Source organism: Streptomyces canus (assembly GCF_041435015.1).
Lineage (GTDB): Bacteria > Actinomycetota > Actinomycetes > Streptomycetales > Streptomycetaceae > Streptomyces > Streptomyces canus_G.
In genome coordinates, this window is record NZ_CP107989.1 from 5,959,734 (window position 1) to 5,980,557 (window position 20,824).

General features: G+C 69.5%; 20 protein-coding genes and 1 tRNA gene. 10 read left to right on the top strand and 11 right to left on the bottom strand.

Features of this window, described 5'->3' with window-relative positions:
- Positions 1-6: 6 nt before the first annotated feature.
- Both OG841_RS27310 and OG841_RS27315 read right to left on the bottom strand, forming a co-directional pair.
- Positions 7-2,535 (bottom strand): ABC transporter permease, encoded by a 2,529-nt coding sequence (locus OG841_RS27310; RefSeq protein ID WP_328639079.1) that lies wholly within the window; start codon positions 2,533-2,535, stop codon positions 7-9.
- Entirely contained in the window at positions 2,535-3,305 is a 771-nt protein-coding gene (locus OG841_RS27315; RefSeq protein ID WP_328639078.1) for an ABC transporter ATP-binding protein, read from the bottom strand. The genes OG841_RS27310 and OG841_RS27315 overlap by 1 nt, the downstream gene beginning before the upstream one ends.
- Before the next feature lie 390 nt (positions 3,306-3,695).
- Between OG841_RS27315 and OG841_RS27320 the strand changes: the two genes are divergently transcribed.
- Positions 3,696-3,779, top strand: a tRNA-Leu gene (locus OG841_RS27320).
- 49 nt (positions 3,780-3,828) lie between these two features.
- On the opposite strand, the gene OG841_RS27325 is transcribed toward OG841_RS27320, so the two are convergent.
- Together OG841_RS27325 and OG841_RS27330 are read right to left on the bottom strand one after the other, a co-directional pair.
- The gene (locus OG841_RS27325) at positions 3,829-4,089 is read right to left on the bottom strand and encodes a hypothetical protein (protein ID WP_328782245.1); all 261 of its coding nucleotides are present in this window, start codon (positions 4,087-4,089) and stop codon (positions 3,829-3,831) included.
- Positions 4,090-4,509: 420 nt separating this feature from the next.
- The gene (locus OG841_RS27330) at positions 4,510-4,902 is read right to left on the bottom strand and encodes a helix-turn-helix domain-containing protein (protein WP_057611613.1); all 393 of its coding nucleotides are present in this window, start codon (positions 4,900-4,902) and stop codon (positions 4,510-4,512) included.
- Between the two features lie 232 nt (positions 4,903-5,134).
- On the opposite strand from OG841_RS27330, the gene OG841_RS27335 reads away from it, so the two are divergent.
- The 6 genes from OG841_RS27335 (at position 5,135) to OG841_RS27360 (ending at position 10,786) form a co-directional block, all read left to right on the top strand.
- A complete protein-coding gene (locus tag OG841_RS27335) occupies positions 5,135-5,350 on the top strand; it encodes a hypothetical protein (RefSeq protein WP_225886303.1) in 216 nt (71 codons plus the stop codon).
- A gap of 55 nt (positions 5,351-5,405) precedes the next feature.
- On the top strand, positions 5,406-5,624 hold the full coding sequence (locus tag OG841_RS27340) for a hypothetical protein (RefSeq protein WP_007382551.1): 219 nt from the start codon (positions 5,406-5,408) through the stop codon (positions 5,622-5,624).
- 108 nt (positions 5,625-5,732) lie between these two features.
- The gene (locus OG841_RS27345; protein WP_328639076.1) at positions 5,733-7,667 is read left to right on the top strand and encodes a hypothetical protein; all 1,935 of its coding nucleotides are present in this window, start codon (positions 5,733-5,735) and stop codon (positions 7,665-7,667) included.
- Between the two features lie 73 nt (positions 7,668-7,740).
- A complete protein-coding gene (locus tag OG841_RS27350) occupies positions 7,741-8,415 on the top strand; it encodes a hypothetical protein (RefSeq protein WP_328639075.1) in 675 nt (224 codons plus the stop codon).
- A gap of 153 nt (positions 8,416-8,568) precedes the next feature.
- On the top strand, positions 8,569-9,744 hold the full coding sequence (locus OG841_RS27355) for a 4-hydroxybenzoate 3-monooxygenase (RefSeq protein ID WP_328639074.1): 1,176 nt from the start codon (positions 8,569-8,571) through the stop codon (positions 9,742-9,744).
- A gap of 148 nt (positions 9,745-9,892) precedes the next feature.
- Positions 9,893-10,786 carry a Bax inhibitor-1/YccA family protein gene (locus tag OG841_RS27360; protein ID WP_328639073.1) on the top strand — a complete coding sequence of 298 codons (894 nt, stop codon included), beginning with the start codon at positions 9,893-9,895 and terminating at the stop codon, positions 10,784-10,786.
- 74 nt (positions 10,787-10,860) lie between these two features.
- Here the strand turns inward: OG841_RS27360 and OG841_RS27365 are convergent, their stop codons facing one another.
- Positions 10,861-11,091: a DUF4287 domain-containing protein gene (locus OG841_RS27365; RefSeq protein WP_069764017.1), complete on the bottom strand. Its 231-nt coding sequence runs from the start codon at positions 11,089-11,091 to the stop codon at positions 10,861-10,863.
- Positions 11,092-11,195: 104 nt separating this feature from the next.
- Here OG841_RS27365 and OG841_RS27370 point away from each other — a divergent pair, with 104 nt between their 5' ends.
- A complete protein-coding gene (locus tag OG841_RS27370) occupies positions 11,196-11,507 on the top strand; it encodes a hypothetical protein (protein WP_328639072.1) in 312 nt (103 codons plus the stop codon).
- A gap of 3 nt (positions 11,508-11,510) precedes the next feature.
- Here OG841_RS27370 and OG841_RS27375 read toward each other — a convergent pair whose 3' ends face one another.
- The 3 genes from OG841_RS27375 to OG841_RS27385 form a co-directional block, all read right to left on the bottom strand.
- Positions 11,511-12,305, bottom strand: a complete 795-nt coding sequence (locus OG841_RS27375) for a hypothetical protein (protein ID WP_328639071.1) — start codon at positions 12,303-12,305, stop codon at positions 11,511-11,513.
- Between the two features lie 289 nt (positions 12,306-12,594).
- Positions 12,595-13,815 (bottom strand): acetyl-CoA C-acetyltransferase, encoded by a 1,221-nt coding sequence (locus OG841_RS27380; RefSeq protein ID WP_266384096.1) that lies wholly within the window; start codon positions 13,813-13,815, stop codon positions 12,595-12,597.
- Between the two features lie 151 nt (positions 13,816-13,966).
- Positions 13,967-14,998, bottom strand: a complete 1,032-nt coding sequence (locus tag OG841_RS27385) for an SGNH/GDSL hydrolase family protein (protein ID WP_328639070.1) — start codon at positions 14,996-14,998, stop codon at positions 13,967-13,969.
- A 161-nt stretch (positions 14,999-15,159) separates the two neighbouring features.
- Here OG841_RS27385 and OG841_RS27390 point away from each other — a divergent pair, with 161 nt between their 5' ends.
- Positions 15,160-16,545 (top strand): cystathionine beta-synthase, encoded by a 1,386-nt coding sequence (locus tag OG841_RS27390; protein WP_328639069.1) that lies wholly within the window; start codon positions 15,160-15,162, stop codon positions 16,543-16,545.
- Positions 16,546-16,616: 71 nt separating this feature from the next.
- Here the strand turns inward: OG841_RS27390 and OG841_RS27395 are convergent, their stop codons facing one another.
- On the bottom strand, positions 16,617-18,182 hold the full coding sequence (locus OG841_RS27395) for a recombinase family protein (protein ID WP_328639068.1): 1,566 nt from the start codon (positions 18,180-18,182) through the stop codon (positions 16,617-16,619).
- Positions 18,183-18,620: 438 nt separating this feature from the next.
- Positions 18,621-19,457, bottom strand: a complete 837-nt coding sequence (locus tag OG841_RS27400; RefSeq protein WP_328639067.1) for a helix-turn-helix transcriptional regulator — start codon at positions 19,455-19,457, stop codon at positions 18,621-18,623.
- 150 nt (positions 19,458-19,607) lie between these two features.
- Here OG841_RS27400 and OG841_RS27405 point away from each other — a divergent pair, with 150 nt between their 5' ends.
- The gene (locus OG841_RS27405; RefSeq protein WP_328639066.1) at positions 19,608-20,372 is read left to right on the top strand and encodes an SDR family oxidoreductase; all 765 of its coding nucleotides are present in this window, start codon (positions 19,608-19,610) and stop codon (positions 20,370-20,372) included.
- An 8-nt stretch (positions 20,373-20,380) separates the two neighbouring features.
- Here the strand turns inward: OG841_RS27405 and OG841_RS27410 are convergent, their stop codons facing one another.
- Positions 20,381-20,818, bottom strand: a complete 438-nt coding sequence (locus tag OG841_RS27410; RefSeq protein ID WP_328643561.1) for a hypothetical protein — start codon at positions 20,816-20,818, stop codon at positions 20,381-20,383.
- Positions 20,819-20,824: the final 6 nt, after the last annotated feature.

Genomic DNA, 20,824 nt, shown 5'->3' on the forward strand with positions numbered 1-20,824 from the left:
CTGGTCTTACTCCGCCTTGATCGCCGCCAGCATGTTCATGCGGGCCGCCCGGCGGGCCGGCCACAGCGCGGCGAGGATGCCCACCGTCGCCGCCAGCAGCAGGAACACCCCCATCCTGGCCCAGGGCAGGACGAGTTCGTACGTCGCCATCTTCGTGCCGAGGAGCTCACCTGCCGCCCAGCCGAAGAAGACGCCCAGGCCGATGCCCAGGACCCCGCCGAACAGGGAGATGACCAGGGACTCCAGACGGACCATCCGCTTGATTCCCTTGCGGTCCAGGCCGATCGCGCGGAGCATGCCGATCTCCTGGGACCGCTCGAACACCGACATGGCCAGGGTGTTGATGACGCCGAGGACCGCGACGATCACCGCCATGGCGAGCAGGCCGTAGAGCATGTTCAGCATCAGCGTGAACATCTGCGCGATCGAGTCGGACAGATCCTTCTTGTCCTGGACCTTGATGGCCGGGTTGGAGCCGAGGGCCTTCTCCAGCTTGTCCTTGGCCGCGGCGGAGGCGCCGTCGGACGTCTTCAGCATGACCTGCATGTCGGACAGATCGCTCAGGTGCGGATTGAGCGTCGCGGTGTCGAGCATGATGCCGCTGATCAGTTCGTTGCCCTCGTAGACCCCGGCGACCGTGAGCTTCTGCGCCTTGCCGTCCTCGTAGTGGACGGTGAAGGTCGAACCGGCCTTCCAGCCGAAGGACTTGGCCCTCTCCTTGTCCACGACCACCTGGCTGCCGCCGACCCTGAACGCGCCGTCGTCCACCTTGAGGTCGGTCAGCTCGCCGATCGCGGAGCCGTTGACGCCGGTCAGGTACTCGGTCTGGCCGTCGATGCGGGAGGCCGCGTTGCGCAGCGGGCTGACGGCGGTGACGTCGTCGACCTTCGCCAGTTTCTTCTCGACGTCCGCCGAGAGTTCGTTGCCGTTGGCCATGGAGACGACGTAGTCCGCCTTGACGGCAGCCGTCGCCATCTTGTCGATCGACTTCTGGAGGCTGCCCGCCATCACCGTCATACCGGTGATCAGGGTGAGCCCGATCATCAGCGCGGAGGCGGTGGCGGCCGTACGGCGCGGGTTGCGCACCGAGTTCTGGCGGGCCAGCTTTCCGGAGATGCCGAAGACGCGCAGAAGCGGTGCCGCGGCCGCGATCAGCGGGCGGGACAGCAGGGGGGTGAGGATGAAGACACCGATGATCAGCAGGACCGCGCCCATGCCCATCGGGGCCTGGCCGTCCGAGCCGTCCATGGTGGTGGCCGCCAGGATGACGGCGACACCCGCCCCGCTGAACAGCGCGCCCAGCGTGTTGCGCAGCACCAGCGACTTGGTCGTCGCCTTCGCGTGCACGCTGCTCATCGCCGCGACCGGCGGGATCTTCGCCGCCCTGCGGCCCGGCAGCCAGGCCGCCAGCATGGTGATCAGCACGCCGACCGCGAGGGCCACGCCGACCGTGCCCGGCGTGATGACGAGCGGCCCGTCCGGGACGGTCGCCCCGAGCGTGCCCATGAGGGACTTGAGCCCGGCGCCGATGCCGATACCGGCCACGAGACCGGTCACGGCGGCGACCAGGCCCACCACGAGCGCCTCGATCAGCACCGACCGCGTGACCTGCCTGCGGGACGCGCCGACGGCCCTGAGCAGGGCCAGCTCCTTGGTGCGCTGGGCGACCAGCATGGTGAAGGTGTTGGCGATGATGAAGGTGCCGACGAAGAGCGCGATGCCCGCGAAGACCAGCAGCCCCTGCTTGAGACCGCTCATCGAGGACGAGATCATCTCGGCCTGCTCGTCGGCGAGTTCCTTGCCGGTCTCGGTCTCCACCAGGTCCGAGGGAAGCGCCTTGTCCAGCGCGGCCTTCAGCGCGGTCTGGGAGGTGCCGGAGGCCGCCTTCACGTCGATCTCGTCGTACGTCCCCGGCTTGCCGAACATCTTCTGGGCGGTGGCCGTGTCGAAGAGGGCCAGGCTGCCGCCGGCCGCGACATTGCCGTCGTCGGTGGTGAAGATGCCGGTGACGACCGGCTTCAGGACCGGGCCGTCGACCGAGATGCGCACGGTGTCGCCGACCTTGTAGCCGGCCCGCCGGGCGGTCTCGGAGTCGATCGCGACCTGGTTCGCGCCGTGCGGAGCGGCGCCCTCGGACAGCGGGTACCGGGGGTCCTTGTCCCCGTAGTAGTTGCCGCCCTGCGACTGGAAGCCGCCGCCGATGAGCTTGCCGTCCTTGTCGGCGATGGCGGTGAAGCCGCTGACGACGCCGATGGCGTTCGAGGCCCCCGGAACCCCGGCGCTCTTCTCGAGCAGCGCCTGGGTCAGGTCGGGGTTCTTCCCGATCGTGTTGCCCTTGTCCTCCCGGGACTCGGCGGTGACGGCCACGTCGACCTGGTCGAAGCCCTTGGCCGAACTCTTCTGGTAGGCCTCGGAGATGGTGTTGGTGAAGACCAGCGTGCCGGACACGAACGCCACGCCGAGCATGACGGCGAGCACGGTCATGAGCAGTCTGGCCTTGTGCGCGAGCACGTTGCGCAGGGCGGTGCGGAACATCAGGAGGTGCGGCCCTTCGCGTCGAACTGCTTCATGAAGTCGAGGACGTTCTCGGCGGTGGGCTGGTACATCTCGTCGACGATCCGGCCGTCCGCGAGGAACACCACCCGGTCCGCGTACGCCGCGGCCACCGGGTCGTGCGTCACCATCACGACCGTCTGTCCCAGCTCCCGCACGGAGTTGCGCAGGAAGCCCAGCACCTCGGCGCCGGAGCGTGAGTCGAGGTTTCCGGTCGGTTCGTCGCCGAAGATGATGTCGGGCCTGGACGCCAGTGCCCGGGCGACGGCGACGCGCTGCTGCTGGCCGCCGGAGAGCTGGGCGGGCCGATGGCTGAGGCGGTCCCGCAGCCCGACCATCTGGATGACCGACTCCAGCCACTGCTTGTCCGGTTTACGGCCGGCGATGTCCATCGGGAGGGTGATGTTCTCCAGGGCCGTCAGGGTCGGCAGCAGGTTGAACGCCTGGAAGATGAAGCCGATCTTGTCCCGCCGCAGCTTGGTCAGCTGCTTGTCCTTCAGGGAGCCGAGCTCGGTCTCGCCGATGCGGACCGAACCGGAGGAGAAGGTGTCGAGGCCGGCGACGCAGTGCATCAGTGTGGACTTGCCGGAGCCCGAGGGGCCCATGATCGCGGTGAACTCGGCCTGGTGGAACTCGACGGTGACCCGGTCCAGGGCGACCACCTGGGTCTCGCCCTGTCCGTAGATCTTCGACAGATCCGTGGCGCGCGCGGCCACGGTGGTGGTCCGGCCGGCGACGGGTGTGGTGGTCACGGGATGGAACTCCTAGCGGGACGACATCGTTGAAGGACGTCTTCCATCCTGGTGGCCGCAGCGGGCCGTGTAGTCAGCCGCAGTTCTGGTTCCGAGGGCAGACTTCGGAGGGACCACGCCGCTCGGCGTCATACCTGGGGATGACGGCGGCCCCTGATCGGGGCAAGTGCAGAGAACAGGTGGAGCGTCCTCGTTCGGGCGGTGAAATTCCGTCATTCCGCATGCGCGGCCGGGTTTCCCACGTAACGCTATTGGCAAGTGCGGATGGCCTGTTCCGTGGTCTGATGCACCCTCAGACGTCAATAAAATAAGACAACATCGGTCCGCCCGACCGCTGTTCGGGGGATGCGTCCCGATAGGCTCGGAACCTCGATGCGGAGCCCATGGCCTGCCCGGATGGTGGAATGCAGACACGGCGAGCTTAAACCTCGCTGCCCCTTCGCGGGCGTGCCGGTTCAAGTCCGGCTCCGGGCACTTTCCCGCCCACGCAGTGAGTTCTCACGCGTGGGCCGGTACTCCGCCGTCAACCCTCGTAGACAGTCAGTACGGCGCCGTCGATCTCGATCCGGCGGCCGGCGCGCAGGCCGTCCCGGCGCAGTGTTCTCAGACAGGTGTGGAACAGGGGCAGCTCATCCGCGTCCAGGACGGCGGCGGCCAGTTCCACGAGTTCGGTCACTGACTGATCGGTCAGTACCTCGGGCAGTTCGCCGGAGAGCAGAACGACCGATTCACCGGCGGGCCCTCGGACCACGGCTGTGGCCGGCCCGCCATGCACGAACAACACATTCCCCCCTGGGAGCCCGGGGTCGTGCGGCTCTCGCTCCTCGGGCAGGACGAGAGACTAGCGGGGGAGTGCGGTGCTTTCGGCCACAGTCGAAATTCTTTTTCCGACTCCACGGAAGAGTGAACATCCGCGGTCGCGGACCGCCGGGACATGCTTCCGGACGGTCACTTCCTTGGCCAGGGGTGGGCCAGAGTGGGTCAGCGCTCGGGTGGCCGTGGCCGTGGGGGGGGCTGAGGGTGGGTCAGTGCCTGGGTGGCCGCTGGCGTGGTGCGGGGTCGGGGCCGTGAAGGGCGCGTCTGCGGGCTGGGTCAGTGCCCCGGTGGCCAGGAAAGGCGCATCCGTCGTGTGGGTCAGTGCTCGGGTGGTCGCTTGCCTGGGGCGGGACCGTTCCCCAGGGCGCCGCTCGGGTCCGGCCGGGTGTTACTTCTTCGGGGTGCGGTCCAGTAGGGACTCCACCAGCGCGGTCACGTGGCGGCGGTCGTCGGCCGAGAGTTTCTGGAGGCTGGCGATGAGCAGGTCGACCTCGGGGTCGGCCGGGCGGGCCGTGCCCTCGGGGTCCTGGCCGGCCGGTGAGCCGTACACATGGATGCCGCAGGCCTCGGCGGCGGAGCGGCGCACGGTGTCCAACGGCAGTTCCAGCCCCTTGGACAGGCCCTCCAGGGTGGTCGACTGGGGCATGCGGACGACACGGTCGGTGGTCGCAAGGTGGTGGACGGTGGAGCGCGGGATGCCGCCGCGGCGCGCCACATCGCCGTAGGACCAGCCCTTGCGGTCCAGGCGCTCACGGATCAACTGCTGCAGTGCGTTGGCCACGGGTGGGTCACTTCCTGCTCGCCGCTCGGCGGAACCGTCCATGTCGCAGCCGATTCTACGGGCGGCCCCTCCCGCCTCCGAAAGGGTGATTCCCCGAACGGGTTGCGCACAGGCCCCGCCAGGCCCTAGTGTCCAATCTCGTTGGACAGCACGTCCGACCAGGTTGGACAGAGTGTGGGGGGAACCTGACTCGGTCCGACCGGAAATGCCCATCCCTGAGGGGGAATTGATCATGATGGACGCTCACGAGCTCGAGGCCGAGTCCGCGGAACTGCTGCCGGGCCGCGAGGCCCTCGGTCGTCTGAAGTTCAGCTTCAACAAGACGACCAACGTGACCAAGCACATCGCCAACGTCGAGGCCCACAACTCGTCCCTGGCCGTCAACGACCACTCCTTCGCGTCGGCCGCCGCCTCCAGTGCGGGCCAGAGCATCACGGTCACCCAGTAGCACCCGCGCACCACCTCGAACCTCATCCACATCACCACCTGAAAGGACGTCCGTCATGAGCATGGACATGCACGAGCTGGAGACCGAGTCCGCCGAGCTGCTGCCGGGCCGCGAGGCCCTCGGTCGTCTGAAGTTCAGCTTCAACAAGACGACCAACGTCACCAAGCACATCGCCAACATCCAGGCGGACAACCAGTCCGCGGCGCTCAACGACCACTCCTCGTACTCGGTCGCCGAGTCGCAGGCCTCGCAGTCGATCGTCGTCAAGCAGTAGCACCGGCGTGATCACGGCCGTCGGGGTGGACCGCCCGTACCAGCGGTGCGGTCCACCCCGACGGCCATGCAAGGGGGGAAACGGGGAGGACGTGGGGGGAGACCACATATGACAGTGCTCGGAGACGGGCCCCCGACGCTGTACGACCCCGGGCCGGTGCCCGGGCCCGGCGGCTGGCCGGTGACGTACGAGCAGGTGGCCACGGGCAGCCTGCCGGTCGTCGAAGCGCCGCTGGTGCCGCGGCTGAGCGCGGGACTGCGACTGCACGGCGAGTACCAGGGATCGGGCTTCACCGAGCCCAAGTACATCGCCCGCCGGGGGGACGGGCAGGTCGTGCAGCTGTCACGGCTGCTGCATCTCGTGGCGTCGTCCGTCGACGGCGTACGCGACACCGAGTCGATCGCCCACCGGGTGAGCGCGAGATTCGGCCGCGAGGTCAGCGGAGAGAACATCCGCTTCCTGGTGGAGAAGAAGCTCGAACCGCTCGGGGTGACGGTCCCCGAGGGCCAGGAGAGCGACGAGGTCGACGCACCGCGCTCCGACCTCCTGCTCGCCCTCAAGGGCCACCGGGTCATCTTCGACGAGCGGCGCACGGCACGGATCGCGCGGATGTTCGCGTGGCTGCACCGGCCGTTCGTGGTCGCGGCCGTGCTGCTCACGACCGTGGCCATGGACGTGTGGCTGTTCGGTTTCTTCGGGGCGATCGAGCCCGTCCTGGAGGTCCTCGACCAGCCGGTGCTGATCCTGATCGTGTTCGGCCTGACCGTGGCCTCGCTCGTCTTCCACGAGTTCGGCCACGCCTCCGCGTGCACCTACGGCGGCGCCCGGCCCGGGTGCATCGGCTGCGGGATCTTCCTCATCTGGCCGTCGATGTACACCGACGTCACCGACGTCTACCGGATCGGGCGCGGCGGGCGGATCAGGACCGACCTGGGCGGGGTCTACTTCAACGTCGTCTTCATGCTCGCGATGGCCGCGCTGTACTTCGCGACGGGGGAGCAGTTCTTCCTCGCCGCGGTGTATCTCGGACACTTCGAGATCCTCGAACAGCTGATGCCGGCGGTACGGCTCGACGGCTACTACATCCTGGGCGACCTGGCCGGCGTCCCGGACCTCTACGGCAAGATCAAGCCGATCCTGCTCGGTCTGGTCCCGGGGAGGAAGGGACGGGCCGCGCGCGAAGAGGTCGCCGGGCTGAAGAAGTCGGCACGGACCATCGTGGCCGCGTGGGTGCTCACCATGGTGCCGCTGATCATCGGCGAGATGGGCTACGCGCTGTGGAACCTGCCCCGGATCATCGCCACGATGACCCGGTCCATGGTCGAGCAGTTCTCCGGCACCGGGTCGGCCTTCGCGGACGGCAGGGTCGTCGAGGGGCTCGTCGGGGTGCTGGGCTGTCTGATGCTGCTGATCCCGATGGGCGGTGTCGTCTACCTCTCCGTGAAGATCGGAGGGCGGATCCTGCGGGCCGCGAAGCGGTCCACGGCGGGGCGGCCCCGGTTGCGGGTGGCGCTGTGCGCGGTGCTCCTCGCCGGACTGTCGGGCCTCAGTTACGCATGGACGTCCGGGCTGACACCCCAGCCGCTCCCGAAGAAGCCTCCGATCGCGCCGATCCTGCAGCCCGGGGTGTCGACGGAGGAACCGCAGCCCCGCCAGGCCACGACGCCTGACGGCGACGCCTCGACATCGGACCAGGACGCCTCGGACGACCCGGCGGGCACGGGCCCCGGTGCGGTTCCACCGTCGGCGGCGGGGCGTTCCAAGGGCTCCGGCGACCCCACCCCCGGGACATCCACCGACGCGTCGACATCCGCCTCACCGGCGTCGTCCGCGACGGCACCGGGCTCGGCGACCGGGGGCTCCTCCCGCGGGCCTGCGTCCCCGACGCAGGGCACCTCGGCGGCCCCGGAACCGTCGTCACCGGGTACGGGAGCGGGCCCCTCCAGCCCCGCCTCGTCCCCGACCCCGTCGGAAAGCATCCCGCCCTCACCCACCGAGGCCTCGTCCCCACCGCCGGCCAGCGGTTCTCCGGGGGTGTCCTGAGCACCCCGGCCGGTCGGGTCGCCACCGCCGCCCCCCCCGCATCCGTACTCATCCATCCATTCAGGGAGATCCCTTGAACAGCCACCGAAAACCCCGTACCTCCACCCCGTTCACCCGGCGTGCCGTTCGCGTGGGGCTGTTCGCCGCCGGTGTCGCCGGTGTGGCGACCGCCGTGCCGGCGCAGGCCGCCACCGGCGGGGCGACCAAGGTCGCCGTCGCGTCGGACCATGTCTTCAGTCATGCCGACCGTCTCGACCACACGGAGGCGAAGGACTCGTTCACCATCCGGCAGTTCGGCAAGGTGAACGCCGCCTCCGTGCGCAACCAGGCCAACGCGGTCTCGTCGGGCTGCACCGCCGACGACGCCTGCCGTTCGGTCGCGCTGTCCTTCCAGATCGTCACCATGGCGGGCGAGCACACCCGCCTGAACGCCGTGAACCTCAGCGACGCCACCAACAAGAGCTGCACCGGCTGCCAGACCCTGGCCGGCGCCTATCAGTTCGTGGTCTCCACGCCCGCCCCGCTCACCCTCGACTCCGACCACCGCCGCCAACTCGCCGACATCCACCACCGGCTGGACACCCTGACCCGCTCCCGGATCCCCGCGGCCGACCTGCGGACCCGGGCCGACGCCCTGGCCGCCGAGGTCAACACCGTCCTCCAGGACGCCGTGGCCGACGCCCCGAAGGGCGACGCGCAGGACGACGTCACCATGCACCGCCACCTGGACGGCTGGCCCGGCCGCTGACCCGTCCGGCCGCCAGGCCCGCGGCAGCCTTCCGCGGGTCCGGCGGCCGCACGGACCGTTGACATCGGCAGGCCCCCGGCGCAGACTCATCGCACGAAAGTGAAAGAAATTTCACCAGGCGAACACCATGAAGGTCTCCGAAGGGAACGCCCGATGCGTACCACCGTCGGCATCATCGGAGCCGGCCCCGCCGGCCTCCTCCTCGCCCGGCTCCTCCACCACGCCGGCATCGACTCGGTCGTCCTGGAGAGCCGCGACCGCGCCTACGTCGAGCACCGCCAGCGCGCCGGGATCCTGGAGCAGGGCACGGTCGACGTGCTGCGCGCGGCCGGCGCCGGGGAACGCATGGACCGCGAGGGACTCCCGCACGACGGCATCGAGCTGCGCCACGACAAGAAGCGTCACCGCGTCGACTTCCCCGCCCTCACCGACGGCCGGTCCGTGATGGTCTACGCCCAGACCGAGGTCTGCAAGGACCTCATCGCCCTCCAGCTCAAGGACGGCGGCCCCCTGCTGTTCGAGGCGGAGGCCCTGGCCGTCGAGGGCGCCGACACCGACACCCCGCGCGTCCGCTTCCGGCACGAGGGCCGCGAGGACGTCCTGGAGTGCGAGTACGTCGTCGGCTGCGACGGCTTCTGGGGCGTCGCGAGGCAGGCGATACCCGCCGAACTGACCAAGGTCTTCGAGCGGGCGTACCCCTTCGCGTGGCTCGGCATCCTCGCCGACGTCCCGCCCTCCCACGACGAACTCGTCTACGCCCGCCACGACCGCGGCTTCGCCCTGCTGTCCATGCGCTCCCCGTCCGTCTCCCGCCTCTACCTCCAGGTCCCCGAGGGCACGGACGCCGGGAGCTGGGAGGACGAGGAGATCTGGGACGAGCTGGAGCGCCGCTTCGAGACGGACGACGACTGGACCCTGGAACGCGGCCCGATCACCCAGAAGTCCGTCACCCCCATGCGCTCCTACGTCCACGAGCCGATGCGCCACGGCCGTCTCTTCCTCGCCGGCGACGCCGCGCACATCGTCCCGCCCACCGGCGCCAAGGGCCTCAACCTCGCCGTGGGAGACGTCGTGACCTTCGCGAGGGCGCTGACGCATGAGAAGGAGACCGGTTCGGCCGAGCGCCTCGACGCCTACTCCGAGACCTGCCTGCGCCGGGTGTGGCAGGCCGAACGGTTCTCGTACGACATGACGAGCCTCCTGCACCGGGCACCCGACGCCACTCCCTTCGAGGACCGGATGCAGCTGGCCCGGCTGGAGCGGATCGCCGGTTCGCGGGCCGCCGAGACCGACCTCGCCGAGGGATACACCGGCTTCCCCTTCGAGTGAGGCCCCTCCAGTGCCGGGAATCACGCGTACGCGTAGCGTGTTGGCCAGCACAACGAGGGAAGATCCTCCTCAAGCACTAGGGTCATTCCTTTGCCTACCCATTACTCTTGAGGGCAAGGTCCACAGACGGTGGCCATGGAGGAGTGAAATGAGGAGCAGCAACCCGGTCTTCTCGCGACGGGGGTTCAGCCGCGACAACGGCTACGCGGGCTTCAACACCGCGCCGCAGGCCGGGGGCGCAGCCGTGGGCACGCAGGGCAGCCCCTACGCGCAGCCGCAGGGCAACCCGTACGCGACCAACCCCTATGCCCAGCAGGACCTGCAGCAGGCCGCACCGCCGCAGACCCCGGTGACCACCGGCCGGATGACGATGGACGACGTCGTCATGCGCACCGGCACCACGCTCGGCATCCTGATCGTCACGGCCGCGCTCGCCTGGGCGCTGCTGCCCGTCGACGACGCCAACATCGGCCGCTCGTACGGCATCGGTATCGGTGCCGCGGTGATCGGCATGGTCCTGGCGCTCGTGCAGTCCTTCAAGCGCACGGCCACGCCCGCGCTGATCGTGTCGTACGCCGCGTTCGAGGGCGTGTTCCTCGGTGTCGTCTCCAGCGTCGTCGACAACCGCATCGCGAGCGGCGCGGCCATGCAGGCCGTGATCGGCACCCTGGCGGTCTTCGCCGCGGTACTGGTGGCGTACAAGGCCGGCTGGATCCGCGTGAACCGGCGGTTCTACGGCTTCGTGATGGCGGCCGCGCTCGGCTTCATGCTGCTGATGGTGGTCAACCTGCTGTTCGCCGCCTTCGGCGGCGGTGACGGCCTCGGCTTCCGCAGTGGCGGCCTCGGCATCCTGTTCGGCATCATCGGCGTCCTGCTCGGCGCGTGCTTCCTCGCCCTCGACTTCAAGCAGGTCGAGGACGGCATCGCCTACGGCGCCCCGCGCGAGGAGGCGTGGCTGGCCGCGTTCGGTCTCACGCTGACGCTGGTGTGGATCTACATGGAGTTCCTGCGACTCATCGCGATCCTCAACAGCAACGACTAGTCCTCGACGGTCGTTCAGGTCGTACGGCGAAGGGTCCCCGGTTCCGACCGGGGGCCCTTCGGCATGTGCGCAGCTCAGAAGTACCTGCGCGCGGCCCTCCTCATGTCGTACTCGTGGATGATCGCCTTGGCGTGGCCGTACGCGAGGTTGTGTTCGTGGCGGAGCCAGCTGACCTTTTCCTCGAAGCGGAAGAGGGCCGGGCCTTCATCGACGGTGCGGAGCCAGTCGGAGACTTCACGACCGGTGCAGTGGGGGATGCGGGCGAGCAGGTTGCGGTGGGTCTCCTCGGAGAGGACGTGGGACATCGGCGCCTCCGGACGCAAAGGGGATGTAAGCCGGTCCTTCAGGTCACGGTGCCTGAGCGTTCGCCTGTTGGCAACAGTCCCGGTGGGACGCGTACGGTTGCCGGGTGGCTGATACCTCGCGTCTGACCCGGGCTGTGGACCATTTCGCCGACCGTCTGCGGGCCGCGCCGCAGAGCCGGTTGCAGCGGGGCGCCGCCGCTGAGGCGCTGGGACTGGCCCGGGAATTCGCCCGTCGGACGCAGGTTCTCGAGGAGCCCGGGACCGAACCTCGCGAGATGCCGGACGCGGGGATGTTCGCCGCGGCCGACCAAATCACGGTGGCCGTACATGACTTGGCTCTCGTCCTGACGGACGAGAGCCAAGTGGAAGAAGCGATGGAACTGGTGGCGCAGGCACAGCAGCGTGCCGGAGTGTGACTCCTACAGGGAGGCTATGACCCGGTCCGCCAGGATGTAGACGTTCTCCTCGCCGCACGCGAACGTCAGCGTGTACGCGCCGGAGATGCCCGAGCCACCCAGCAGCACCGGTGTCTCGCCCGCGCGCAGGGCCGCGGAGAGGCGCTCGGCCGTCTCGCGGTGGCCCGGGGTCATGCAGAGGGTCGTGCCGTCGGCGAAGACGTAGACGTCCAGCGTGCCGAGGGGCCCCGGGCGGACATCGGCCAGTGCGGTGCCGGAGGCGGCCAGGTCCTCCAGGGTCGCCACGGTTCGCTCGTGGTCGCCGACCACCGGTGAGCCGACCGGGACGAAGTCCGGGTGGGAGGGGTGGCGGCGGCGGGCCGCGGCCAGTTCGGGGCTGTCTCCGGGGGTGCCGCCGGCGAACTCGTCCGCGTCGGCCGAAGCCTCCGACACCGGCTCCAGGCCCACGAAATCGGCTTGCCGGGGCAGGAACAGGTCACTGTCGGGCAGTCCGAGCAGCGAGGGCGCGTCGGAGCCGTCCCGTGCTTCCTGGGCGGCCCAGAAGGCACGCGCCTCGGCGAGTTCGCGCTCGCGTTCCTCGGCGAGGGCCTCGGCCACGGCGGCGCGTATCTCGTCGACGTCAGCGGCGGGACGGGCGGCCGGTACGAGACCCCGTAGGGGCGCGGTGTTGTTCCTGGCGAGCTCGGTGTGCAGGGCGGCGACCTGTCGGCGCAACACCATGAGGGTGCGCAGGACGGCGACGCCCACGGCGCCCGTGGCGGCCGTGGTGACCAACAAGGCGATCGGCATGGCGCTCACTGACGTACTCCCGGTTCAAAGTCGACCCCCGACTTCCTACATCAGCTTGAAGGGCGGACTATCCAACTGTCAGTGCGTAACGTCACGAATCGGACAGGACTTTGGGTCGGGGGTTTGGTGGTGAAACGGCTCTGACCTGCGTAGATCCCTTCCAGAAGGGAGATAGGTCACATCCTGGGGGAGATTGGATCACAAATCGGCCCAGAACCTTGGAGTTTCCTCGGTTCTGGGCCAAAGAGTGGCACTAAGTGCCCGTACGGATACGGAGCGTTGACGTTCTTGTCGTCTTTTAGCTCAGACGCTCGATGACCATCGCCATGCCCTGGCCGCCGCCCACGCACATGGTCTCCAGACCGAACTGCTTGTCGTGGAACTGGAGGGAGTTGATGAGCGTGCCGGTGATGCGGGCGCCCGTCATGCCGAAGGGGTGGCCGACGGCGATCGCGCCACCGTTGACGTTCAGCTTGTCGAGGTCGATGCCGAGGTCGCGGTAGGAGGGGATCACCTGGGCGGCGAACGCCTCGTTGATCTCCACCAGGTCGATGTCGTCGATGGTGAGGCCGGCACGGCGCAGGGCCTGGTTGCTCGCGTCGACCGGGCCGAGGCCCATGATCTCGGGGGAGAGGCCGGAGACGCCGGTGGAGACGATACGGGCGAGCGGGGTGAGGCCGAGCTCGCGGGCCTTGGTGTCGCTCATGATGACGAGCGCGGCGGCGCCGTCGTTGAGCGGGCAGCAGTTGGCGGCGGTGACCATGCCGTCGGGGCGGAAGACCGGCTTCAGGCCCTGGACGCCCTCGAGGGTGACGCCGGCGCGCGGGCCGTCGTCCTTGGAGACGACCGTGCCGTCGGGCAGCGTCACCGGGGTGATCTCGCGCTCCCAGAAGCCGTTCTTGATGGCTTCCTCGGCGAGGTTCTGCGAGCGGACGCCGAACTCGTCCATGTCCTGGCGGGTGACGCCCTTGGAGCGGGCGAGGTTCTCGGCCGTCTGGCCCATCGCGATGTAGGCGTCCGGGACGAGGCCGTCCTCGCGCGGGTCGTGCCAGGTCGTGCCCTCCTGCTGGGCGACGGCGGCGGTGCGGGCCTCGGCCTCGGCGAAGAAGGGGTTGTGCGTGTCCGGGAGGCTGTCGGAGTTGCCCTTGGTGAAGCGGGAGACCATCTCGACACCGGCCGAGATGAACACGTCGCCCTCGCCGGCCTTGATGGCGTGCAGGGCCATCCGGCTGGTCTGGAGCGAGGAGGAGCAGTAGCGGGTGACCGTGCAGCCGGGGAGGTGGTCCATCCCCATCTGTACGGCGACGATCCGGCCGAGGTTGTTGCCCTGCTCGCCGCCGGGCAGACCGCAGCCGAGCATCAGGTCGTCGATGTCGCGGGGGTCGAGCTCCGGGACCTTGGCGAGGGCGGCCTGGATGATCGTGGCGGTGATGTCGTCCGGGCGCAGGTCCTTGAGGGAGCCCTTGAAGGCGCGGCCGATGGGGGAGCGGGCGGTCGAGACGATCACGGCTTCGGGCATCACGGCTCCATTGGCGTACGAGGGTGGTTCTTCGGTCTTCGGGTCGTGGCTGCTTGGGAAGTTACCCGTACGTATGGGCTGGGTCACGGGGGTGGCGGTGTGACCTTTGTCTAAGCGCTTGCTTTGTACGGCGGCGGTTGCGCCGACAGGGTCACTGGACGCCCGTCGCGCTGGTGGGTGACGGCTCCGCCTCCTTGACCCGCCGCCTGCGCCGCCGCTTCAGCAGAGCCCATGGCCCCTTCGGACCCGTCGGCATCGCGGCCGCGACCTCCGTGCCCGCCTCCGACGCCGCCTCCGCCGCGGCCCTCGCCACCGGCAGGAAGCCCTCACGGCGGGAGGCGTCCGGGCGGTCCTCGTCGGCCGGCCAGAGGCTCAGGGCCGCGCACACCGTCGGCAGCACCGCCATCGCCGCCGTCGCATAGCCCTCCGCCGAGGGGTGGTAGTTGTCGGGGCCGAACAGCTCCCGCGGGTTCGCCTCGAACTCCGGGCCCAGCAGGTCGCCCAGGGACACCGTGCGGCCGCCCTGTTCCACCGCGCCGATCGTCTGCGCGGCCGCCAGCTGGCGAGAGGCCCGGCGGGCCAGCCACCGCAGCGGCTGCTGGACCGGCTCGATCGTGCCCAGGTCGGGACAGGTGCCGACCACGACCTCGGCACCGGCCGTGCGCAGCCGCCGTACCGCGGAAGACAGATGGCGCACCGAACGCGTCGCCGGCATCCGGTGCGTGACGTCGTTCGCGCCGATCATGATCACACAGACGTCCGGGATCCGCTCGGGGTCCGCCAACGTCAGCGCCACCTGACGGTCCAGGTCGTCCGAGGTGGCCCCGGGGAGGGCGAAATTACGCAGTTCCACCGGGCGCTCCGCCACCGCCGCCAGACCGGACGCCAGCAGCGCGCCCGGCGTCTGGCCCGCCCGGTGCACCCCCTGGCCCGCGGCCGTGGAGTCGCCCAGCATCACCAGCCGCAGGGGCGGCTCGCCGGCGGTGGCGTAGACATGGCCGTACCGGCCCTCGGCCTGCGGGACATGCGGCGTCGTGCCGTTGCCCACCTGGCGCCTGGCCAGCCGCACCTCCGCCAGCAGCAGCCCCATGGCCGCCGCGCCGACCAGACCGATCCCGCCGCCGCCGTACGCAGCGCCGGCCGCGATCCGCCTGGCCGTCCTCGCCCTCGACATGCTCGTCATACGTCGCCGCCACCTCCGTCGAACCCGCTACACCCACTCCTTGCCCCGCACGGACCGTGGCCCAATCCCAACAGGGAGTGAACGACCGTCATGGCGCCCGATCAGGCCATAGGCTGGCCGGACCACTAGGACCACTTCTTTGCAAGCATCCGGAGACAACGGTGCAATTCCACGACTCGATGATCAGCCTCGTCGGCAACACCCCGCTGGTGAGGCTCAACAGCGTGACCAAGGGCATCAAGGCGACCGTCCTGGCCAAGGTCGAGTACTTCAACCCCGGCGGCTCCGTGAAGGACCGCATCGCCCTGCGCATGATCGAGGCGGCGGAGGAGAGCGGGGCGCTGAAGCCCGGGGGCACCATCGTCGAGCCGACCAGCGGAAACACCGGGGTCGGGCTCGCCATCGTGGCGCAGCAGAAGGGGTACAAGTGCATCTTCGTGTGCCCCGACAAGGTGTCGACGGACAAGATCAACGTCCTGCGGGCCTACGGCGCCGAGGTCGTCGTCTGCCCGACCGCCGTGGACCCCGAGCACCCGGACTCCTACTACAACGTCTCCGACCGGCTGGTGCGCGAGACGCCCGGCGCGTGGAAGCCCGACCAGTACTCCAACCCCAACAACCCGCTCTCCCACTACCACTCCACCGGCCCCGAGCTGTGGGAGCAGACGGAGGGGAAGATCACCCACTTCGTGGCGGGCGTCGGCACCGGCGGCACCATCTCCGGCACCGGCCGCTATCTGAAGGACGCCAGTGACGGCACGGTCCAGGTCATCGGCGCCGACCCCGAGGGGTCCGTGTACTCCGGCGGGTCGGGGCGGCCGTATCTCGTGGAGGGCGTCGGCGAGGACTTCTGGCCGACCGCCTACGACCGGACCGTCGCCGACGAGATCGTCGCGGTGTCGGACAAGGACTCCTTCCAGATGACCCGCCGGCTGGCCAAGGAGGAGGGCCTGCTGGTGGGCGGCTCCTGCGGCATGGCCGTCGTCGCGGCCCTGCGCGTCGCCGAGCGCCTGGACGAGAACGGCGTCGTGGTGGTCCTGCTCCCGGACAGCGGGCGCGGGTACCTCTCGAAGATCTTCAACGACGAGTGGCTCGCGTCCTACGGGTTCCTCGAGGAGACGGGCCCGACCGCACGCGTCGGGGACGTGCTGAAGTACAAGGAAGGCATCATCCCCCACCTGGTCCACATGCATCCGGACGAGACGGTCGGCCAGGCCATCGAGGTGCTGCACGAGTACGGCGTCTCGCAGATGCCGGTGGTGAAGCCGGGTGCCGGACACCCCGACGTGATGGCGGCGGAGGTGGTCGGTTCCATCGTCGAACGGGACCTTCTGGATGCGCTGTTCACCCAGCGTGCCAACCTCACGGACCCGCTGGAGAAGCACATGTCGGCCCCCCTGCCGCTGGTGGGTTCCGGTGAGCCCGTCGTGGATCTGATGTCGATCCTGGGCGGCGCGGACGCGGCGATGGTGCTGGTCGAGGGCAAGCCGACCGGGGTCGTGACCCGTCAGGACCTTCTGGCGTACATGGCGCGCGCGGCGGAGTGACGCGCAGGAGTGTTCGCCGTCCTCAGCGTCTTCGCATGCGAGGACGGCAACACCCCTCGTGACCCGTCAGTTCATGCCGAGTATCTGATCCGCAGCAGTCCCGGATCGAACGGGGCACGACGCGACCGTCCGGGCGGAAGCGGCAGGACGGTCACCGATTCCAGGACGCCGGCGATCGCCGCCCGCCGCTGAGCGAGGCTCATCACGGGCCATTGTGAGGGGTCCCTGCCCGCCGAAGTGGCCTGCCTGTTCCGTCGGTGGTCCGCCCGAGCCGCTTCCAGACCGGAGATACGGGCCTCAAGATCGGTCATCTCGACAGCGAGAGATTCGCGCTGTCCGACAAGGCGTTGCAGCAGCGCCGTACCGGCCCACTCCGGCTGCCTGCCATCGGCGGTGCTGCGCTGTTCGCTCAGCAGGGAGAGAACGATCTCCTCAAGGTAGCGGTCGACGTCACGGACATTGCGAGCGGTGCCTCCGCAGTCAAGGGCAGCACACACATACACGGCGTTGTCGGGGTTGTTCGCCGTCGGCCGTGCGCAACCACCCATCTTGGCGTCACAGGTGGTGCCGTCGTCCCGACGGGCACCGCAGCGCAGATATCCGCTGAACAGGTACTTACGGAAGCTCCGAGGCTCTTGTCCTGCAGGCGGACTGCCGTTCGTCAGGCGGGTGCCTCGGTTGGCGCCACGCCGTCGGGAGAGGTCCACCAGTGCCTGCCACTCGTCGACGGTCGCGGGGGTGTCCCACTGGCCCACGACGGGCAGACCGGTGGTGGGGTCCTGGACAAGTTGCCCATGGATGGCCCGGTATCCGCACATCACGGGGTTGGTCAGAGCCTGGCGGACAGTCGCTCCGCTCCACCGGTTTCCCGACGCTGTCCGGATCTCCCGCGCATTCAGCTTTCTGGCGATGTCGTTCCAACTCGTTCCGCGCAGCGCCGATTCGATCATCTCCCGCAGCACGGGCCACTCGTCGGGATCCCTGAGCATGTTGATCTTGCGTCCTGATCGGGGATCCGGGCAGAGCCAACCGAAGCGTCTGCGCCCTCCAGGAGTCCCGCCGTCGATGGCACGTCGGCGGATGTGGCGCTCGATGCGCTCCTTTGTCCTCCAGACCTCCTCGGCGCAGGCGCTCGCGCTGCCGGTGCTGTCCGTCGAGCAGAGATCGAACACGGCTTGGCGTTCGATGAAGAGCCCTTCCTCGGTGACGGTGAGGGCCTGACGCACCCGGGCGAAGTCCGCAGCCAAGCGCCACACGCGTTCCCGCTCCGTTGCCACGAGGGCCTGGACGGGATGGCCGTCGGTGGTTCTCCGGCAGTGCAGCGCGTCGACCACCTCCACGAACGCCGGTCGTACGACAGTGGGTTGTGCCGCTGTCAGGCCGTTGTCCTCGTAGAACCGGACGATGGCCACCCCGAACGCGTCGGCCGTCTCGATGTTCTCCTCGTGCTGATGACGAATGCCTGTCCCGGCTTCGCGCCCCTTGGCCAGGACGGCGGACCGTGTGCTCTGGTCGGCACTGATCCGGGCGTAGTCCACGCCGGGTATCCGGCCGCCGAGCCACTCCTCGAAGCTGCGCCCGGCTTCCAGAGCCGAGACGAGTGAGGGATTGAGGAAGCTCCTGGACCAGCCGGACATACGGATACCTCTTCGAGGTGGGATGAACAGTTCGGGCACCTCGAAATATGCAGGTGGACGGCACGGCTGGTGAGTGGATGGCGGACTGAACCAGCAGATCGGGTGATGAGCCGTGCCGTGGATTGACGTCTGGGACGGCGAACGATCGGACTTCGCGGAACTGGTACGAGGGCGTCACGTCCGCGCAGCACACGCTTAACACGGGTCCGGCACATTGATGGATGTCGGCAAGGGCGGGAGCGGCTCCCCGCCCCGGCCGGCAACCGAAACGTCCTAGGACCTCCGGAGCGGCTCCCGGACCTCCATGGACGCCGGACGTGAGACCTGGCCTGACCCGGTCGACGTCCCTCGCGGGGACCGCCGTCGTCCCGCCCCCCGGTAACGGGGGTGCGGCGGTCCCCGCGATATTTTTTTGCCGCCGCGCTCGGCGGCCGCCCCTCAGCGGGTGGGACTCGATGCCCAGCTTCCCAGCAGCGCCAGTCGCTCCGCCGTCTCCGAGCCCGGCTCCGGTGTGTACGCCACGAGGGTCTGGTCCGGACTCTCCGGCAGGACCAGGGACTCGTACGGCAGGGTCAGCAGGCCCGCGACCGGGTGGCGGACCCGCTTGACGCCGTACATGCACGCCTTGACCTGGTGATCGGCCCACAGGCGGCGGAAGTCCTCGCTCTTGAGCGAGAGTTCGCCGACGAGGTCGCGCAGTCCGGGGTCGTCGGGGTGGGCGCCGGCGTTCAGCCGCAGATGGGCGACGGTCTGGGCGGCGACCGCGGCGAAGTCGGGGTAGAGGTCGCGTCCTTGGGGCTCCAGGAAGAGCTGCCGGACGACGTTGCGCCGCGCGGGAGCCATGCGGCTGTAGCCGCTCACCGCGTCGGCGAGGGCGTTCCAGGCGAGCACGTCCATGCGTGGTCCGAGGATGAAGGCGGGGGTGCGTTCCATGCTGTCGAGCAGCAGTTGGATGCCGGGACGCACGCGTGGCGCGGCCTCGCGGCGCCGGTTCGTCCGTTTCTTCGGCGGCCGGGCGACCGCGTGCAGATAGGCGTGCTCGGTCTCGTCCAGGCGCAGCACCCGGGAGATGGAGTCCAGGACGGCGTCCGACACGCTCGGGCCCCTGCCCTGCTCCAGCCGGATGTAGTAGTCGACGCTCACCCCGGCCAGCTGCGCCACCTCCTCCCGGCGCAGTCCGGGCACGCGGCGCCGCCCGTACGAGAGCAGCCCCACCTCCTCGGGCTGGATGCGGGCGCGGCGCGAGCGCAGAAAGTCTCCGAGATCCCCGTCCATGGGTTCGATCGTAGGGGAGGGCCGGGATCCGAGCCTGGTACTGGCAGACCCAGGAAAAGCGCATCCCTGGGTACGGCGGCCCGGGCGCCGCAGGGTGGTGGACGAGGCCGGGGAGACGCCCCGGCGGGCATTCCACCGAGGAGTACATCGATGTCGTACGAGAATCTGGCCGGACGTACCGCCGTCGTCACCGGAGCCGCGAGTGGCATCGGCGAGGCCACGGCCGTGCTGCTGGCCGCGCAGGGGGCGCGGGTCGCGCTCCTCGCGCGGCGCGGTGAGCGGCTGGAGGCGATCGCCGGGAAGATCCGGGCCGGCGGCGGACAGGCGCTGGCGGTGGTGGCCGATGTGACCGACGGCGCGTCCGTGGCGGCCGCCGTGGAGAGCGTCCACGGGGCGTACGGGAGCGTCGACCTGGTGGTGAACAACGCCGGTGTGATGCTGCCGAACCCGATCGTGGACGCCCGGGTCGACGAGTGGCAGCGGATGATCGACACCAATGTCACCGGTGTCCTGCGGGTCGTCGGTGCCTTTGCCGAGGACCTGAACGAGGCTGCGGCGCAGGGGCGCAGCGCGGACCTGGTGAACGTCTCGTCGATCGGCGCGCACGTCACCAACTTCACCAACTACGCCGTGTACGGGGCGACGAAGGCCGCGGTCACCCATCTCTCGGCGCTGCTGCGCGCCGAGTTCGGGCCGCGGGGCGTGCGGGTCACCAACATCGAGCCAGGGCTGACGGAGACCGAACTGGCCACGCACATCGACAACGACGGGTTGCGGGAGCAGGTCGGCGGGATGGCCGAGGCGATGGGCGCGCTGTCTTCCACGGAACTCGCGGATCTCGTCGCCTACGTCACCAGCCGGCCCCGGCACGTCAACCTGCGCCAGGTCGTGGTCCTGCCGACCGCGCAGGTGTGAGCGCCGGGTCAGCCCTCCCAGTCGCTGCTCTGTGAGGACGACGGCTTGGTGCGTCGGCCGCCTCGGAAGAGGTCGGGGTTGAGGCGCAGCGCCTGGAAGGCGTTGACTCCGACGATGCCGACCCAGGCGACCAGGAGGCCGGGCAGGTGGGCGATGCCGCCGCCGATGGCGGAGAGCGGGATCGCCAGCACCAGGGAGACGATGCCGAAGCCGAAGCGTTCGCCGAAGGAGTCGGTGGGCCTGGGCGAGCGGGCGCCCCGGGCCGTCACCATCTGCTGCTCGGCGAGCTGCCGGCGCAGGCGGCGGTCCACGGCGCCGTCGATCCGCTGGTCGACCTTCTCCAGGAACGAGTCGACCAGCGCGGACTCGTACTCCTCGCCCAGTTCCCTGCGGGCCTGCAGGGTGGCGTTGAGTTCCTTCTTGAGTTCGGGGTCCCGCTCATCCATTGGGGT

Bases quoted from the DNA above. Each gene is read 5' to 3' on its own strand.
- OG841_RS27310 (WP_328639079.1), bottom strand. From the start codon at position 2,535: ATGTTCCGCACCGCCCTGCGCAACGTGCTCGCGCACAAGGCCAGACTG.
- OG841_RS27335 (WP_225886303.1), top strand. From the start codon at position 5,135: ATGATGGACGCTCACGAGCTCGAGGCCGAGTCCGCGGAACTGCTGCCG.
- OG841_RS27340 (WP_007382551.1), top strand. From the start codon at position 5,406: ATGAGCATGGACATGCACGAGCTGGAGACCGAGTCCGCCGAGCTGCTG.
- OG841_RS27345 (WP_328639076.1), top strand. From the start codon at position 5,733: ATGACAGTGCTCGGAGACGGGCCCCCGACGCTGTACGACCCCGGGCCG.
- OG841_RS27355 (WP_328639074.1), top strand. From the start codon at position 8,569: ATGCGTACCACCGTCGGCATCATCGGAGCCGGCCCCGCCGGCCTCCTC.
- OG841_RS27360 (WP_328639073.1), top strand. From the start codon at position 9,893: ATGAGGAGCAGCAACCCGGTCTTCTCGCGACGGGGGTTCAGCCGCGAC.
- OG841_RS27365 (WP_069764017.1), bottom strand. From the start codon at position 11,091: ATGTCCCACGTCCTCTCCGAGGAGACCCACCGCAACCTGCTCGCCCGC.
- OG841_RS27380 (WP_266384096.1), bottom strand. From the start codon at position 13,815: ATGCCCGAAGCCGTGATCGTCTCGACCGCCCGCTCCCCCATCGGCCGC.
- OG841_RS27385 (WP_328639070.1), bottom strand. From the start codon at position 14,998: ATGACGAGCATGTCGAGGGCGAGGACGGCCAGGCGGATCGCGGCCGGC.
- OG841_RS27395 (WP_328639068.1), bottom strand. From the start codon at position 18,182: ATGTCCGGCTGGTCCAGGAGCTTCCTCAATCCCTCACTCGTCTCGGCT.
- OG841_RS27400 (WP_328639067.1), bottom strand. From the start codon at position 19,457: ATGGACGGGGATCTCGGAGACTTTCTGCGCTCGCGCCGCGCCCGCATC.
- OG841_RS27405 (WP_328639066.1), top strand. From the start codon at position 19,608: ATGTCGTACGAGAATCTGGCCGGACGTACCGCCGTCGTCACCGGAGCC.
- OG841_RS27410 (WP_328643561.1), bottom strand. From the start codon at position 20,818: ATGGATGAGCGGGACCCCGAACTCAAGAAGGAACTCAACGCCACCCTG.